Source organism: Effusibacillus dendaii (assembly GCF_015097055.1).
GTDB lineage: Bacteria > Bacillota > Bacilli > Tumebacillales > Effusibacillaceae > Effusibacillus > Effusibacillus dendaii.
The window spans coordinates 863,383-878,541 of record NZ_AP023366.1; the positions used below are offsets into that span (position 1 = coordinate 863,383).

Annotated in this window: 20 protein-coding genes; all 20 read right to left on the bottom strand. The window is 50.4% G+C overall.

What is annotated here, in order from left to right; translation table 11 throughout:
• Positions 1 to 30: 30 nt before the first annotated feature.
• Complete coding sequence (locus tag skT53_RS04505) at positions 31 to 951, bottom strand: polyprenyl synthetase family protein (RefSeq protein WP_200759977.1); 921 nt, start codon at positions 949 to 951, stop codon at positions 31 to 33.
• Positions 952 to 953: 2 nt separating this feature from the next.
• Positions 954 to 1,169 (bottom strand): exodeoxyribonuclease VII small subunit, encoded by a 216-nt coding sequence (gene xseB, locus skT53_RS04510; RefSeq protein ID WP_404828935.1) that lies wholly within the window; start codon positions 1,167 to 1,169, stop codon positions 954 to 956.
• On the bottom strand, positions 1,166 to 2,557 hold the full coding sequence (xseA, locus tag skT53_RS04515; protein WP_318978592.1) for an exodeoxyribonuclease VII large subunit: 1,392 nt from the start codon (positions 2,555 to 2,557) through the stop codon (positions 1,166 to 1,168). Before xseA ends, xseB begins: the two co-directional genes overlap by 4 nt.
• 24 nt (positions 2,558 to 2,581) lie before the next feature.
• Positions 2,582 to 3,433: a bifunctional methylenetetrahydrofolate dehydrogenase/methenyltetrahydrofolate cyclohydrolase FolD gene (gene folD / locus skT53_RS04520; RefSeq protein ID WP_200759978.1), complete on the bottom strand. Its 852-nt coding sequence runs from the start codon at positions 3,431 to 3,433 to the stop codon at positions 2,582 to 2,584.
• A 76-nt stretch (positions 3,434 to 3,509) separates the two neighbouring features.
• Positions 3,510 to 4,544, bottom strand: a complete 1,035-nt coding sequence (locus tag skT53_RS04525) for an NAD(P)/FAD-dependent oxidoreductase (protein WP_200759979.1) — start codon at positions 4,542 to 4,544, stop codon at positions 3,510 to 3,512.
• 82 nt (positions 4,545 to 4,626) lie between these two features.
• A complete protein-coding gene (locus skT53_RS04530; protein ID WP_200760871.1) occupies positions 4,627 to 5,640 on the bottom strand; it encodes a Kae1-like domain-containing protein in 1,014 nt (337 codons plus the stop codon).
• Positions 5,628 to 6,050, bottom strand: coding sequence for a transcription antitermination factor NusB (gene nusB / locus skT53_RS04535; RefSeq protein ID WP_200759980.1), 423 nt, complete (start codon positions 6,048 to 6,050; stop codon positions 5,628 to 5,630). The genes skT53_RS04530 and nusB overlap by 13 nt, the downstream gene beginning before the upstream one ends.
• Positions 6,051 to 6,147: 97 nt before the next feature.
• On the bottom strand, positions 6,148 to 6,378 hold the full coding sequence (locus skT53_RS04540; protein ID WP_200759981.1) for a DUF2273 domain-containing protein: 231 nt from the start codon (positions 6,376 to 6,378) through the stop codon (positions 6,148 to 6,150).
• Positions 6,378 to 6,929 carry an alkaline shock response membrane anchor protein AmaP gene (gene amaP / locus skT53_RS04545; protein ID WP_200759982.1) on the bottom strand — a complete coding sequence of 184 codons (552 nt, stop codon included), beginning with the start codon at positions 6,927 to 6,929 and terminating at the stop codon, positions 6,378 to 6,380. Before amaP ends, skT53_RS04540 begins: the two co-directional genes overlap by 1 nt.
• A gap of 65 nt (positions 6,930 to 6,994) precedes the next feature.
• Complete coding sequence (locus tag skT53_RS04550; RefSeq protein WP_200759983.1) at positions 6,995 to 7,408, bottom strand: Asp23/Gls24 family envelope stress response protein; 414 nt, start codon at positions 7,406 to 7,408, stop codon at positions 6,995 to 6,997.
• A 75-nt stretch (positions 7,409 to 7,483) separates the two neighbouring features.
• On the bottom strand, positions 7,484 to 8,824 hold the full coding sequence (gene accC / locus skT53_RS04555; RefSeq protein ID WP_200759984.1) for an acetyl-CoA carboxylase biotin carboxylase subunit: 1,341 nt from the start codon (positions 8,822 to 8,824) through the stop codon (positions 7,484 to 7,486).
• Positions 8,825 to 8,841: 17 nt separating this feature from the next.
• Complete coding sequence (gene accB, locus skT53_RS04560; RefSeq protein WP_200759985.1) at positions 8,842 to 9,339, bottom strand: acetyl-CoA carboxylase biotin carboxyl carrier protein; 498 nt, start codon at positions 9,337 to 9,339, stop codon at positions 8,842 to 8,844.
• 420 nt (positions 9,340 to 9,759) lie between these two features.
• Positions 9,760 to 10,422, bottom strand: a complete 663-nt coding sequence (locus skT53_RS04565) for a SpoIIIAH-like family protein (protein ID WP_200759986.1) — start codon at positions 10,420 to 10,422, stop codon at positions 9,760 to 9,762.
• Positions 10,423 to 10,443: 21 nt separating this feature from the next.
• Positions 10,444 to 11,016 carry a stage III sporulation protein AG gene (gene spoIIIAG, locus skT53_RS04570; protein ID WP_200759987.1) on the bottom strand — a complete coding sequence of 191 codons (573 nt, stop codon included), beginning with the start codon at positions 11,014 to 11,016 and terminating at the stop codon, positions 10,444 to 10,446.
• Positions 11,013 to 11,651 carry a stage III sporulation protein AF gene (spoIIIAF, locus tag skT53_RS04575; RefSeq protein WP_200759988.1) on the bottom strand — a complete coding sequence of 213 codons (639 nt, stop codon included), beginning with the start codon at positions 11,649 to 11,651 and terminating at the stop codon, positions 11,013 to 11,015. Before spoIIIAF ends, spoIIIAG begins: the two co-directional genes overlap by 4 nt.
• Before the next feature lie 5 nt (positions 11,652 to 11,656).
• Positions 11,657 to 12,916 (bottom strand): stage III sporulation protein AE, encoded by a 1,260-nt coding sequence (gene spoIIIAE / locus skT53_RS04580; protein WP_226375334.1) that lies wholly within the window; start codon positions 12,914 to 12,916, stop codon positions 11,657 to 11,659.
• Positions 12,913 to 13,314, bottom strand: a complete 402-nt coding sequence (gene spoIIIAD / locus skT53_RS04585; RefSeq protein WP_200759989.1) for a stage III sporulation protein AD — start codon at positions 13,312 to 13,314, stop codon at positions 12,913 to 12,915. Before spoIIIAD ends, spoIIIAE begins: the two co-directional genes overlap by 4 nt.
• Before the next feature lie 24 nt (positions 13,315 to 13,338).
• On the bottom strand, positions 13,339 to 13,545 hold the full coding sequence (gene spoIIIAC, locus skT53_RS04590) for a stage III sporulation protein AC (protein ID WP_404828936.1): 207 nt from the start codon (positions 13,543 to 13,545) through the stop codon (positions 13,339 to 13,341).
• A gap of 17 nt (positions 13,546 to 13,562) precedes the next feature.
• The gene (gene spoIIIAB, locus skT53_RS04595; RefSeq protein WP_200759990.1) at positions 13,563 to 14,081 is read right to left on the bottom strand and encodes a stage III sporulation protein SpoIIIAB; all 519 of its coding nucleotides are present in this window, start codon (positions 14,079 to 14,081) and stop codon (positions 13,563 to 13,565) included.
• Entirely contained in the window at positions 14,078 to 15,094 is a 1,017-nt protein-coding gene (spoIIIAA, locus tag skT53_RS04600; RefSeq protein WP_226375335.1) for a stage III sporulation protein AA, read from the bottom strand. The genes spoIIIAB and spoIIIAA overlap by 4 nt, the downstream gene beginning before the upstream one ends.
• Between the last annotated feature and the right edge of the window lie 65 nt (positions 15,095 to 15,159).

Sequence of the window (15,159 nt, forward strand, 5' to 3'; positions counted from 1 at the left end):
GGTAGTATTTGCGTCTGCGCCCCATTGTAGTCAATTCACCCTGGTGAGCAAATAATTTGCAATCTCCCGCAGTACGGTCGTGTCGTGCGGCAGATGGTTCAGGGCGGACAGCGCTTGTTGCGTAGTTTCGTTCAGTTTTTTATGAGACTCTTCCAATCCGAACAGGCTTGGATAGGTCAGCTTGCCATGAGCCTCATCCGCACCTGTTGATTTTCCCAGTTGATCCGCATTTCCCTCCACATCCAGCAAATCGTCCTGAATCTGGAAAGCAAGTCCCAAATTCATCGCATACAAGGTTAAATGGAGGATCTCCTGTTCGTTTGCCCCTGCAAAAACGGCCCCCATCTGAACGGCCGCCCTCAGCAAATCGCCTGTTTTATGCCTGTGAATAAACTCCAGCGTCTGCGGATCCGGCTGCTTTCCTTCCGCCTGTATGTCGGCCATCTGTCCTCCGATCATGCCCGCATAACCACTTGCGTCCGACAAAATGCGTATCAATTGCAGCAACTCTTTTTCCCGTTGCGGCATCTCCACTTGTGACAAAACCTGAAACGCCAAAGTCAGCAACGCATCGCCAGCCAAAACGGCGACTGCTTCCCCATAAACTTTGTGGTTGGTGGGCTTGCCCCGCCGGAAGTCGTCATCATCCATGGCGGGCAGATCGTCATGGATTAACGAATACGTATGTATCAATTCCAGGGAACAGGCAACCGGCAGGGCTGCCTGTCGATTGCCCCCTAATGTTTCCACCGTCGCAAGCGCCAAGATCGGTCGAATTCGCTTTCCTCCCGCGAACAGGCTGTACCGCATCGATTCAATCAGCAAACCGGTCGATTCTAAACCGGCGTGCCTCGAAAACATCCGCTCCTTGCCGCTCGGCAAAAGCTTATCCATTGCCTGTTCCACTTCGCAGGCGGCTTCTTTCAAATAATCCTCAATTACAAACGACATCGTTATTCCTCCGGAATGAAAGGCTTTTTCTGCAACCCGGCAGAATCTTCGACGAGCATTTCAATTTTTTGCTCCGCCTGATCCAGTTTGTCCCGGCATACTTTGGCCAGTTTCATGCCCTCCTGAAAGCTGGCAATTGCCTGTTCCAACGGAATTTCCCCGTTCTCAAGGTCACGCACGATTTTTTCCAAACCGGCCAACGCTTCTTCAAATGTCAATTCGATTCCTCCTCAATTCCCCAGACTTGGCAGTCAAGCGCGCCGTCGGAAAACTTCACTGTCACTCTGTCCCCCGGCTGTATCTGTCTGACGGAGCGCACCAATTCATGCCGTTCGCTTTCATATGTCAATGTGTAGCCTCTTTTTAAAATGTGCAAAGGGCTGTATGCGTCTAACTTGTCCAGCATACGGTCGAGACGGTTATTTTCCGCATTCAATCGGTTTTTTATCGCGGTTTGCAGCTTTGACAGCAGATAACCATACCTTTCTTCCGTCCGGATCACCCGTTCCACAGGCGATTTCTGCATCAGGCGACCACTCAAATCGTTGAGCCGCTTGTTTCTTACAGACACCCATTTGACAAGCCGCAGTTCCAGTTCATTTTCCAGGTGGTCAACCTGCTGCCGCAACTGCTGCACCCGATCGAGCGGTCTGCGAAAAACGGCAGACCTTTCGAACCGCTCCAATTGCTTCCGATAGCCCTGTATCCTGTTTTCCATCGCAACCGCCAAGCGTTCCCGCAGGTTGTCCATATGGCGAATCAGTTCCGTCAGGTGCGGGACGGCCAATTCAGCGGCAGCGGTCGGCGTCGCAGCCCGAACGTCGGCCACAAAGTCAGCGATTGTAAAATCCGTTTCATGCCCAACGGCAGAAATCACCGGGATACGAGAGGCAAAAATCGCCCTCGCCACCACTTCTTCATTGAATGCCCATAACTCTTCCAGCGATCCGCCGCCTCGCCCGACAATCATTACATCAATCTGCCATTCCGCCGATTCATTCAATGTATGAATGGCATTGGCAATCATCGGGGCTGCCTCCGCTCCCTGCACAAGAACGGGCAGCAGCAGAATATCGGCCAACGGATACCGTCTTCGAATCGTGGTGATAATGTCCCGGACTGCCGCCCCCGTGGGAGAGGTGACCACTCCGATCCGTTTCGGGAACTCGGGCAGTTGCTTTTTGTGAGTATAATCAAACAATCCTTCTTTTTCCAACCGTTCTTTCAGTTGTTGAAACGCCAAAAACAGGGAACCCATTCCATCCGGCTGCATATCTTCCACATATAGCTGGTACTGCCCGTCGCGTTCATAAACGGACAAATAGCCCCGGACAATCACTTTCATTCCTTCTTTCGGAAGGAATTGGAGGTTGCGGTTTTTGGAGGCAAACATCACCGATTTGACGCGGCTGCCCGCATCTTTTAATGTAAAATACATGTGCCCGCTGCTGTGGTGCGTGTAATTTGAGATCTCCCCACGCACCCAAACGTCTGACAACTCCGGGTCCTGTTCCAGCAACATTTTAATGGCCGCGGTTAATTCGGACACAGATAAAATTTGCTCATCCTGCAGCCGAGACTGTATTCTTGTTTCCCACGCGTTCAACTCGTCTTCCCCCGCAATCACCGGTTATCTCACAAGACTGCGTTTCGCTGATTCAACGGTGTTATACATCAACATGGTAATCGTCATCGGACCCACGCCGCCCGGAACTGGCGTAATCAAACCTGCCACCTGACTGACTTCGTCAAATAAACAATCCCCTACCAGTTTGCCATCCACCCGATTGACTCCGACATCGACCACCGCAGCACCCGGTTTTACCATATCAGCCGTTACCGTACCTGCTCTTCCGACAGCAGCCACCAAAATATCCGCCTGTTTGGTAAACGAGGTCAGATCCTTTGTGCGGGAGTGGCAAATCGTAACGGTCGCATTTTCTGCCAAAAGCAGCTGCGCCATCGGCTTTCCAACAATATTGGAACGTCCGATCACAACCGCGTTTTTACCGGCAATTTGCACACCTGAACGTTTCAGCATCTGGATCACGCCGTGCGGTGTACAGGGGAGAAAAGCGGGCAATCCGGTATACAGGTTGCCAACGTTGACCGGATGGAATCCATCCACGTCTTTTTGTGGATCAATCGCTTGAATCACCGCTTTTTCGGAAATGTGGGCAGGCAACGGGAGCTGCACCAGAATCCCGTGAATTTTCGGATCGCGATTGAACCGGTCAATCAGCGAGAGCACTTCCTGTTCGCTCACATCGGCTGACAGTCGATGTACCTCCGAATAAAAATTTAATTCGATGGATGCCTTTTCTTTCCCTTTTACATAACTGTGGGAAGCCGGATCATCCCCCACCAAAATCACTGCCAATCCAGGTTGAACTCCCTGTTGTATCAGTTGATCCACTTCCTGTTTCAACTCGCTGCGAATCTGACTTGCCACTTCTTTGCCACTAATGATGGTTGCCGTCATTGGAATCCCTCCTGGAAATACGGAAAGTCTACGCCACCCAGACGCAGACTCCGATATTCGATCTTTGCTGCAATTGTTAGTGTTTTCCGAAGCCGGAAGAACTATGGCCCGGATGCAGTTTCGACTGCGGATCGAGATAAATCTTGGCGTTGTTGACCGCAGTAGGGCCTTCCCCGAAACCGGTTGCAATCAACTTGATTTTTCCGGGGTATGTCACGATGTCACCGACAGCGTAGACGCCTGGAATGTTTGTTTCTCCCTTGGTGTTTACCACGATTGCATTGTCCTGTATTTCAAGTCCCCACTCCAATATGGGCCCAAGCGATGCAGAGAAGCCCAATGCGCCGATAATGGTGTCGACCGGAATTTCCTCTTCCGTTTTGTCCTTACTGTTGACCAGCACAGCTTTTTGCAGTTTGCCCTCACCGGAAACCGATTTTAATTCTGTAAATACTTTTACTTCAACTGACGATGCGAACAGTCTGCGAACACTGTCCTCATGCGCGCGGAATTGATCGCGCCGGTGGATCAGGGTTACTTTTTGCGCCACCTCTTCTAACATTAACGCAAAATCGGCTGCCGAGTCGCCGCCCCCGACAACCAAACAGTTCATTCCCTTGAATTTGCTCACATCGTCAATAAAATAACGAATTCCTTTTCCTTCAAATTGAGCCGCGTTTTCAGCAGGTAACCGGCGGGGCGTAAAAGCGCCAATCCCGCCCGCAATCAGGACAGTTTTTGCGAGGTGTACCGTTGTATCACTGGTTAACCGAAAAATGCCGTCAGGCTGCTTTTCCAGTTTGAGTACCCGTTCATTCAAACAAACAGTTGGATGATAAGGTGCCATCTGCTCCTTCAAATTAGCGATTAAATCTTTCGCGTAAATTTTCGGAAACCCTGCCACGTCGTAAATATACTTATCAGGATACAGCTCTGCCAATTGGCCGCCCAATTGCGGCAAACTGTCGATAATCTTGGTGCTCATGTCGCGAATTCCCGCGTAAAAGGCGGAGAACAGTCCGACCGGGCCGCCGCCGATGATCGTGATATCATACACCCGATCATCTGTATTCCGTGTTTCTGTTTGCTTGAGTTCTTGGTTCTCTCCCATAGAATTGGCCTCCTTAGGCGTTTCACCCTATAAAACTCTGGTTCACTCTATGGTAATATTATACTATAAGTTCATTTAAATTCTACCTATTCGACAACAAAGTTTGTCGAATCGACAATCCAATTCGCGCCACGCCAAACGCATTATCTGTAGAATAACGAGGTTCTGCAAAAAACAGCCGGGCTTTGACAGCCGGGTGTTCCAAACGGCGCTGCAGCCGCTTGCGAATATATAGATTTGCCGCTACGCCTCCGACGATCAAAACGTTTTGCAGGTTTGTTTCTTCCATCGCATTCCGAATTACCTTCTCCAATCCTTTTGCGATGCACGCTTCCACCGCACGGGCAACCGCCGCTTTGTCAGCCCCCGCCGCAATCAACCGGTCGGCTGCCGTTTCCGGACCGGCGAACGACCAATTAAATCGTTCGATAACAGGAGACGGGAGACGGACGGAAGAGTTTTCGTGCGCGAAGGAGGCTAATTTTTCCAAATGAGGACCCGCAGGGAACGGCAGCCCCAAGGCCACGCCTATCCGATCAACGAACTGGCCCGCATGCAGATCGACAGAACTTCCCATCGGCTCAATTTGATATCCGACCGGGTGGCGTTTTACCCGCAACAAATCGCTGGTGCCACCCGACAGATGAATCGCCAAAAATTCCGGACTGTCGGCAAGCGGAGCCGAACCGCTCGAATCGGTTGCTTCACCGGCCGCACCATCGAAAACGGTTGCTTCACCGGCCGCTATATGCCCTTCCTGATGGCTCGTTTCGTAGAAGGGGATTTGCAGCGCAGCGGAGATGCTTTTTGCCAGACCTTCCCCTGCTAAAAAAACAGGCATATACGACCCTTCTGCCGGTCGCGGTCGAGTAGAAACACAAACGGCCTGAAGCTCTCGCAAATTGCCGATTTTCTCCATGAGCAGGGGCAGATTTTTGACGTGCTGAAACAACGCCTCCGACTGCTGCAGTCCCCGAGCTCCCCTATCTACCTGCAACAGTTGCCGCTCCTCTCTTACAATTGCGCCGTTTGCGTTTACCAAACAAAGTGAAGTCGTGTAATTGCTGGTATCGATTCCGAGAATCATGGAATACAGGAACTCCTTAACTGATCCAGATCGTTCAGGACTTTCCCGAGAATACCGTTCACAAATTTGCCGGATTCGGCCGTAGAAAAAGACTTGGCCAGTTCCACCGCTTCGTTGACCACTACTTTTGGCGGCACATCCGGTTCGAACAACAATTCATAGACCGCCATTCGCAGCACCGCAAGGTCGACCGATGGCATGCGTTCCAGTTCCCAACCCACCGAATACTTTTTAATCAGCGGGTCAATGACCGACAGATGGTCGTATGTACCTGTTACAATTTTTCTTAGATAAGTTTGATCCACGGCAGGGCTGGCTTCTTCCAATACGTTGTGAATCGCTTCTGAAACCGGAATTTGTCCGACATCCATTTGAAACAAACTTTGCAGCGCAGTTTCCCGCACCAGTCTGCGGCTCATTACGCAACCTCCTTATCTTAAAAACATACCGGCGATTTCTTTTGTTGTATAAAGTAGTGTTGCCTAATAACAAAAGAAATAGGGCATTCGAGTTGCCCTAATCACGCGGTTTATTCGGTGTGATCCGTTCAATTACGTCTCGCCAGTCTTCCTGTGTGTCGATCCAGCGGCCAACGCCATAACCGGCCGCAATGAAAGCGGCAAAAATCAGCGTTTTCCAAAAACCCACGAGGAGAAACAACAGCCCTAAAAGTGCGCCGATCAGCATACCGACAATTCGCAAATTCGCCGTTTGCAAAAATGTGACTACCGAATTCCACCACTTCATTATTCTACCCTCGATTCTACCCTCGGTCGAACAGGCATCTTCTTACCGGCCTGCGATTTTACAACATCACTCACGTACACCACTACGTTTTCAACGGTAACACCGGTAGTGGATTCCACATAATCTTTTACTTTTTGCTGGACAGTCGAAGTCAACTGCGGAATTTCCAAATCCGGATCCACTGTGACGCGAATGGCAATTCGAATACCTGACTCGCTGAGACGCACCTTTGTTTTCAAGTCGTTAATCCCTTTAACCAGCCTGACAGCCCGTTCGGTCAAACTTTCAATCGTTTGAAATGAAATACGGACGTCCCCTAATTCTGTTTTATGCGAAATTGCCTGTTGTTCCCTAGTTTTTCCACTGCGCAGAAACAGAAACCGCAAAGACACGGCAAGCAAAAGAACTATGCCGACCAACAGTTCATATGGATAAAAATCCAACAGTCCGTTCAACCAACCGAATCCAAAAATATGAGCGCCAAGCATCACGGATAAAATGGCCGTTGCCAGGCTGTATAAGAAAAGCAATAGTCGGTCGAATGCGTTCAAAAGCTTGTCCCTCCTCCGGTTTGTTAAAATCCCCCATGAAACGGTCGCTTCAAGGGGGACAAGGTTTAGCGAAGGCGAGGTGATGGGGAAACCGCTACCTCTTCTTCTTTTTCGTCGTTCTTGAAGGTTACACCCAAAATATGAACGTTAACTTCCACCACTTCGAGACCAGTCATATTTTCAATCGCCCGTTTCACGTTTGACTGAACTTCTGCCGCCACATCTTGGATGCGGGTGCCAAACTCCGTTACAACTGACAGGTCAACTGCACATTGTTTTTCTCCGACTTCCACTTTGACTCCTTTGCCCAGATTCTTCCGGCCAAGCAGTTCCGCGATCCCGCCAGCGACTCCACCGCTCATTCCGGCGATTCCACGTACTTCTGTCGCTGCCAGACCGGCAATTATCTCTATCACTTCCGGAGCAATTCGGATTTGCCCCATCTCGGTTACGTCAAATTCGAGATTATCGATTGACATTGAAAAACCCCCTTGTTTGTCCGCATTACTAACATAAGTATATCAGAGGGCGAGAAATATGACAATTTAAGGCAATTAGAGCGGATACATCTCTAAAAACTTGGTGTTCACGTCGCCTTCCACAAATTTCGGATGACGCAGGACCTTCAGATGAAACGGAATGGTCGTTTTGATTCCTTCGATTCGAAACTCCTGCAATGCCCTTTCCATACGGGAAATTGCTTCCCGGCGTGTCGGCGCCCAAACGATCAGCTTTGCAATCATGGAATCATAAAACGGCGTAACCGTATAACCGGAGAACGCAGCCGAATCTATCCGCACACCAAATCCGCCGGGCGGCATGTAAGTGTGGATCGTGCCCGGACTCGGCATAAAATTCTTGTCCGGATCTTCCGCATTGATCCGGCACTCAATGGCCCACCCGTTCAGTTCGACATCTTTCTGTGTAAAGGATAGTTTCTCGCCAAACGCCACCCGGATTTGCTCCTTAATCAGGTCGATCCCTGTAATCAGTTCGGTTACCGGATGTTCGACCTGAATGCGGGTGTTCATCTCCATAAAGTAGTAGTTCCCATGCTTATCCAGCAGAAATTCAACTGTTCCGGCACCGGAATAATTGACGGCAAGTGCAGCCGCCACTGCCGATTCGCCCATTTTTTTGCGAAGAGCAGGTGACAGCGCGGGTGACGGCGCTTCTTCGATCAGTTTTTGATGGCGACGCTGAATGGAACAATCGCGTTCACCCACATATACGGCGTTGCCGTGTTTGTCGGCCATTAACTGGATTTCCACATGCCGTGGTTCTTCCACAAATTTTTCCAGATACACGCCCGCGTTGCCAAAAGCGGTTTCCGCTTCAATTTGCGCCATCTGAATCGATTTTTCCAGTTCCTCACGATTGTTGGCGATCCGCATTCCTTTTCCGCCGCCGCCAGCCGTTGCTTTGATGATGACCGGGTAACCAATCTGTTCCGCTACCTGCAGCGCTTCTTCAATATCTTCAATCAGTCCGTCCGTACCTGGAACACAGGGGACATGGGCCCGTTTCATCGTATCCTTTGCGACTGATTTGTCGCCCATTTTTTCGATGGCTTCTACACTGGGGCCGATAAAGGTAATGCCGCACGCTTCACAAATCTCAGCAAAACTGGCATTTTCGGCCAAAAAACCGTATCCTGGATGGATGGCATCCACTCCAACCGATGTGGCAACCGCCATGATGTTTGGTATATTCAAATAGCTCTGTTTGCTGGCGGTAGGGCCTACGCAGTAAGCTTCATCCGCCATTTTCACATGCAGTGCTTCACGGTCTGGCTCCGAATAGATGGCAACGGTCTGAATCCCCATCTCTTTGCAGGCACGAATGACGCGAACGGCGATTTCCCCCCGGTTCGCGATCAGGATTTTTTTAAACAATGTGAACGCCTCCCGAGTCAGTCAAGTTTGACAAGGAACAATGGTTGTCCGTATTCCACCAGCTGCCCGTTCTCCACCAGTACGGAAACGATTTCGCCGCGCACATCCGCTTCGATTTCGTTCATTAGCTTCATCGCTTCCACTATGCAGACTACGCTCTTCTCGGTCACTTTGGAACCCACTTGCACATACGGTTCCGAATCGGGTGACGGAGCCTTGTAAAACGTCCCCACCATCGGGGAAACGATTTTGTGGAGCGTCGGATCCTCCGCCGCCGTTTCCGCCTTTGCAGCCGGAACATCCGGTGTCGAAACGGGAGCGCTTGCAACTGGTGCAGGCGCAGCCGGAGCAGTAGCCGCCGTTTGTACCGCAGGTGCAGGAATTATTACAGGTGCCGCCTGCCCATATTCTTTTCTAATGATTAATTTGGTTCCATTTGCCTCCACGTTTAACTCCGTAACCGATGTTTCGTCGATTAGTCTCACCAGTTCACGGATCTCGTTCAATTTAAACATCGTCAGGCCTCCCTTTACGCTATGTAGCTTTAACGCGCGAAATACCCTTTGGCACTAATGGAAAGTATACCATATTTTGTCCACTGCTTACTAGCAAGAGAAGCCTGCCGAAAAAACTACAGTGCTATCCACATACGCCGCGAATCGCTTGTCCCGAAACGGCCCGATTTCGATCTACACGGTAAGAGAGCCATGCATGCGACCTTCCGATGGCAGGAAGGAGAAACCGACTTCGTTTTGAGACAAGCGAGACACGGCGTATGTGATACTCCGTCGAAAAGTCGGTTTCGACTTTCCGACAGGAAAGCAGCCTTTCGCATCTGTCCGCGAGACGCGGTGCCTGTATGTCCGTCAGCAGACCGCCACAGAAACAACAGCGGCGCTTTTAAGTAAAAGCGCCCGCTGTTTTACATCTGTTCGTTATGGTTTGTAAGACACAACGATCTGGCTGGCCGGTACATTCAGTTCCTTGCTGACAATGCCGTAGATCTTAGCGACCTGTTCTTTTGTCAGGTCGTTGGTCTGGACCGTTACGGTGATGCGATCGTTATCTTTCGTAATCAACGCTTCCGGAAACCCTTGTTCCATCACGCGATTTTCCGCCTGCTCCGCCTTTTGGGCAAACTCTGTCAGTGATTTCAAATCCTGCTCTGCTTTGATTTTGGCGTCTGTAGATGTTTTGCTGTCGGCAATAACCTGCTGCAGCTGCTCCACTTTTTGTGAATAGGCGGTTTCACGATCAATGAACCGCTGCGCGAACCAATCCCCGCCAGTCATCGTCTGATGTGAATCACCTGATTGCCCCTGCTGTTGCGTTTTTCCATCTGATGCTTTTGCATCTGGCGCCTTTGCATTGTCCGGTTGCTTAGCATCTGTCGCCTTATTGTTTTGCGTCCCTTGTGTTTGATCTTGCGGTTTGCTATTTTGTGCCCCGCTGCCTTGCGCTTGCGGCTGCATCAATTTGCCATCGCTTGACAGACTTGTGGGCACGGGAGCCAAGGTGCCATCCACCGTGTAGTACCCAATTACCATCAGGGAGAGAATCATCATTGCCGATAGCCATACTGTTTGACGCTTTGCCATTGTTTTTGCCTCCTCCATTTTTTACATTTTTTTAGGTTGGATGGAAATTCTATGTGGAGGAACTTCCAGCACTCGTTCAATCGATTCCATAATCATCATTTGAACCCTAGGCTGTTCCGCTCCTTTTGCAACCACAAGCACCCCTCTGACATGAGGTTTAATCGTACGAAGGACAACCGGATGATCATTCGAACCGTTTGTCATGACCAACTGTTCATTTTCGTTAAATGTGGTGATTGTACGATTGCCGCCCTGTTTGTCGAGTTCTGTCGTGTTGGTACGCTGATTTTGCTTGTTGCTTGCTAACACCACCTCCTCTGTTGAATCCAGATTGACCATCACTGTGGCATCGGTTACTCCTTGTATCTGATTGAGTATTTCCGCCAGTCTTTTTTCGTAAAGCCGCTCATATTCGGCCATCGACAAACTATCCGTATTGATTTCCGTCTTTGCTTGGGCAGGCGGTTCCGGCAGCTTCGGCTGGCTGTTCGTTGGAGTTAGAAAACTTCCCGATACAATCAGCACAACTCCCGCTATGGCAAGCAGGTACATCCATTTGGGAACCCTTGAAAAAATACCGGTATCCATCTTCATCTTGTCACCTCCCACTCGACCTGAATGATTGAATCCGGGGTTTGCAGCCGATTTGCCAGACTCTGTTTGATTTGGTTCGCGATCTGGGTTTGCCCGTCAGAAGTGGCAGGGGCGGCAGGGGTGTTTGTTTTCGGCTGGATTTCGATTTCGACCGGCTTGACAGGCTGAATACTGCTGTTGGGGCTGGCCGTTTGTTTTTCCCTCAATTGCAGCCGCAATCGTTCAATTTCGTAGTTTTGCAAGGAAGTGAGGTCTGCTTGTTTTATTTTTGCATCGACCTGCAAGACTTTAACGGGATACGTCTGCTCCACCTGTTCCTTTATCAGTTTGGTAAGCTTTTGATTCCAGCTTTGTTCCGCTTCTTTTATTTGTTCCTGCTGGAAATCAGACGCTTTTTTCTGAATCGTGTCGAGACTGGTGAACGTGGTGACAGACTGCGGCCAATTAATCCGGGAGATATCAAACCGGTTGTCAAACAACACCGATACGGGTTTTAGCATCGTCACCATAATCACCAGTCCCATCACCAATTTCACATAGTGCCGCATGCTTGAGGAGGGAAGCACCAGGTCTACCACTACCGCAAACAGAAGAACCAGCACGATTTGCATTAGCCAGTTGGAAACGAACGTCACCTGTATCACCTCACCATCAATTGAATATTGCCAGCCATCAAAATCATGGTGATGGAGAGAAAAAACATGAATCCAACCGTCCCCATTGCGGAAAAAACGATGAACAGCGTCTTTCCGATTGTCGATAAACAGGATGTCACCGGGGAATTGCCCAACGGCTGCATGACTGCGCCTGAAAGGGAATAAACAATCGCCAGGCTGATAATTTTCAACGCCGGGAATGTACAGATTAACGCCAAAATGATAAGTCCGGCTACTCCAATCGAGTTTTTTACAAGCATAGACGCGCCCACCACTGTATCAATCGAGTCGGAGAACATTTTGCCGACGACCGGTATCAAGGTAGAAGTGGCAAATTTGGCCGTACGCAGCGCAATTCCATCAGCGATGCCTCCCATTGACCCTTTGACAGCCATTACGCCCAAAAATACGACAAACGCAGCGCCCAACACCCAATTGCCCACCGTCCGCAAAAATCCGCCCAGTTGCGACAGCTTGTATCTGCTGGAAAACTCGGAAATCATCAGCATCACGGCGGAAAAGAAAATCAGCGGAAACACCACATACGTGACGATACCGGCAAATGCATTTACGACAAACACAATGGTTGGATAGAGAAGCGTCGTCGACGTTACTGCTCCGGAAGACGCCATTAATGCCAACAAAAGCGGAATGCTGCCCATCATAAAGCTGCTCATCGTTTCGATCGCCTGTTTTGCATATCCGATCGCCTGCATAAAGGAATTGACCGACAAGACAATCAATGCAATCGATATGACAGCAAACCCGATTTGCGAGACATTGTTTCGTTCAAACGCATTTTGCAAATTCTCCAGCAGGGCGGAGAGAACGGCCAGTACCAGAATGCTCCCCAGCAAAACGGAATTTTGCGCAATTTCGTAAAACAGAAACTTGACCAGTCCACGCAGTATGCCCTGCAAGGAAAATCCTTCGTCTTTCATCAGAGTAATGACGTTTGGCGAAGAGGTGCTCGGCAGGAAGCTGCTGTATTGGTCCACCAAATCCCGCCAAAATCGGTCCATATCTCCCGTATCAGTCGTTGTGTCTGCCGCAGGTTCCGGGCCGGCTGGGGACGGAGCAGCTGGACTTGCGGCGGCAGGGCTTGAGATGTCAGAACTTGGCGCAGCCAGCTGTCCTGCCGACATGCGCGGCGGCTGTCCGGAAGCGGTCGCAACTGATGCGGGAAGCCAGCCGATCCAAAAGAAAAGCAACATACACACGATGCAAAACGTTCGGCTTCTCATCCGGCTCCCCCCCGGACCATCACCTGCATAATCGTATCGATCACCACACGAACAACCGGAATCGCCAAAACCAAAATCAAGATCTTGCCGGCAAATTCGATTTTGGATGCAATCCCCGACTCTCCTGTATCACGCACCAGTTGGGCGCCAAACTCCGCGATATACGCGATCGCTATAATTTTCAGGATGGTGCCAAGCAATTTCAGATCCACATTCGCCTGCAGCGCTAACCGTTCAATTTCCTGGAAGATTAAACGGATCGGCGGCGCCAGAAACGCAAACAGAAAGACGCCAGTCAACAAAGAAATCAAAAGCGCTGCGATGGGGGATTGCAATTTGACAGTCAGTACCAGAAAGGCGGCAATCAAACCCAGGCCGACGAGTTGCAGTATATCCATGGTCTATCCTTCCTCTGGCAGAGTTTATTGAAACCGGAAAACGCTTGTGATTTGCGTCAGCAGATCATCCAGTTTGGACAGCACCAACAACAGCGCCACGGCCACTCCGGTAAGGGTCGTCCAATTGGCAAACTCTTCTTTACCGGCCAGCTTCAGAACTGTATGCAAGACCGCCGTCAAAAATCCGATTCCGGCAATCTGCAAAATTGTACTGACAGCAACAGAAATCATTTTTCCATCCCCCTGGATCAATACATGATGATAACGACGGCCAAACCTGTTAACGCACCCAGATACCGCCACATTTTGCCGAACCGGTCCCGTTCGTCTTTGGCGATTGACGCTTCCGCCTCCAAGCGTGTGCAGGCCAGCTGAATATGTTTGATCTGGTCCGTCCGGTCCGAATTGCCTAGTGTATGTCCTAATGCGGTGAGTATTTCAAAGTCTTGCGGCTTAAGATGCAGCTTCGACGCAAATGACAGGAGGTTTTCCTGAAAAATCCGGCCTGCCGAACGGCCGTCCCCGTGGATCAGTCCCTGCCCGGATTCTGTCAGCAACAGACCGATTTTGCCTGCGATCCGTTCACCGATCCGGCAAAACGCCTCCGGCAGAGGGGTGGCCCCATAAAAAATTTCCGTTTCCAGCATCTGCAACGCTGTAATCAGTTGCTGCAGTTCCTTCGCCCGTTCGTGATAGAACCCTGCTCGCCACAGACCAAAACCGGTGGCAGCCAGAATCACCAGCGTAGACCCGATTAATTTGATCATGCAAGTCGACCCTTTCTCTCGTACAAACAATTTCCCTGGTTGTCATGGACCGTTTCCAGCGTAATCGGACCCGCTCTTCGCGATAAAACGATATATCGCTCAAACGATCGGGTATCAAATAACGCCTGCAGCGCAGGACGCTGACAAACTTCCTGCAACGAGACGCCATGCGCGGATGCAATGACTGTCACACCTGCATGGACCGCTTCGCGAATGGCGTCGCGATCTTCCTCCCGGCCCACTTCATCCGTGATCAGCACATCGGGTGACATGGACCGGATCATCATCAGCATCCCTTCCGCTTTCGGGCAGCCGTCCAACACGTCGGTCCGACAACCTATCGCATGCTGTGCCACCCCGTTTACGGAACCGGCCAATTCGGATCTTTCGTCGACGATGCCGACTTTTAGCCCCCGCAGTTTTGGATGCAGGATGCCGTCGCTGATTTGTCTGGCGAGATCGCGCAGCAACGTGGTTTTTCCGCATTGCGGCGGTGATATAATAAGGCTGCTGCACAATCGTTGGGTAAGCGGGTTCACGATGTACGGTTTGATCGAATCGGCCGCTCCCGGAATCTGTCTTGCAATTCGTATATTCAGGCCGCTGAATTGTTTTAGGGTTTGCACAAATCCGTCTGGTGACAGCACCGTTTTACCGGTTAAACCGACCCGGTGCCCGCCTGCGATCGTGAGATAACCGCGTCTTAATTCTTCTTCCAGCGCATAGAGAGAAGAGCGGGTTAACAGTTGGATGGTCTGTGCCACATCCTCTTCTGTCACACGGTAGGCTTTAGATGACTCCTGTACGGGCAACCCTTCCGAATCTACAAAAAAATCATTTGCGTGCGTATACATTTGCAGCGGTTTCTCCTGCCGAATGCGAATTTCTTCCAGAAGTTTGAGATACCGGGACGGCACTTTACTGATCAGGTTTCGAATGGTTGGCGCCAATACAGGCAAAATCTGTTCCTGTATAACCGGTTCCATTTCGTTTGGCAAATTTGTTGGGATCACCCCATCCCCCCCTCGTCCACCTTCGGATATTCCATACATATGGGAGGGCCTGTACGTTTATACCA